Source organism: Rhizobium sp. CCGE 510 (genome assembly GCF_000292525.1).
Classification (GTDB): domain Bacteria; phylum Pseudomonadota; class Alphaproteobacteria; order Rhizobiales; family Rhizobiaceae; genus Rhizobium.
Genome location: NZ_AEYF01000114.1, coordinates 1 through 707 on the forward strand (window position 1 = coordinate 1; position 707 = coordinate 707).

Genomic DNA, 707 nt, shown 5'->3' on the forward strand with positions numbered 1-707 from the left:
GCCGAGTCGGATTCCATGACAGATCGTAGTGGACGACCGTGTCGAAGAGTTGTTGCAGGTTGATCCCTTCCGACAGGCAGTCGGTGGCGACAAGAAGACGCTGGGCCGGCTTTTCCTCGTCCGCTGGCGCCATGTCGGCGACGCGATCGCGGCGCTCATCCGGCGTAAGAATGCCGGTTACAGATTCGATTGTCAGTTTCGGAAAGGCCTTGCGCAAACAATTGCGAACATATTCCGCCGTCGCCACATAACGGCAGAATACGACGGGATTTACACCTTTCTTGATGATTGGCGTCAGCGTCTCGATCAAAGCGGCCAGCTTCGGATCGGGCGTGTCGACCAACACCTCGGCGTGCTGGACCAGCGCGAGCAGCCCCGGATCGACATCAAATGGTGTACCCGGCTCGATATCTACTGCGTCCTCATCGTCTCCGTCGTCATCATAGATTTTAGGTTCGAGGCGATCGCTCTCGGTCGACATGCGGTTCCGCAAGGCGCTCAGGGCGGCGGCTGGCGAAGAGCCGACGCAGCGCATCAAGGCCAGCGTGCCCCAAAAGGCAAGGCGTTGTTCTCGCTGCCCCGATCCCGCCTGGCAGACGATGCCGAAGCAATAGTCGAGAACAGCCTCCTGAAAGTCACGATGGGCATCAGACAGATGATAGGCGAACTCGGTGGTTTCATGTTTCGGGAAGGCGCGATCCTCATGC

1 protein-coding gene is annotated in these 707 nt (G+C 58.8%); it reads right to left on the reverse strand.

The genetic code is table 11. From position 1 onward, the window contains the following. The coding region (locus RCCGE510_RS32715) for a C-terminal helicase domain-containing protein (protein WP_007638008.1) at window positions 1-707 on the reverse strand (707 nt) is incomplete at both ends.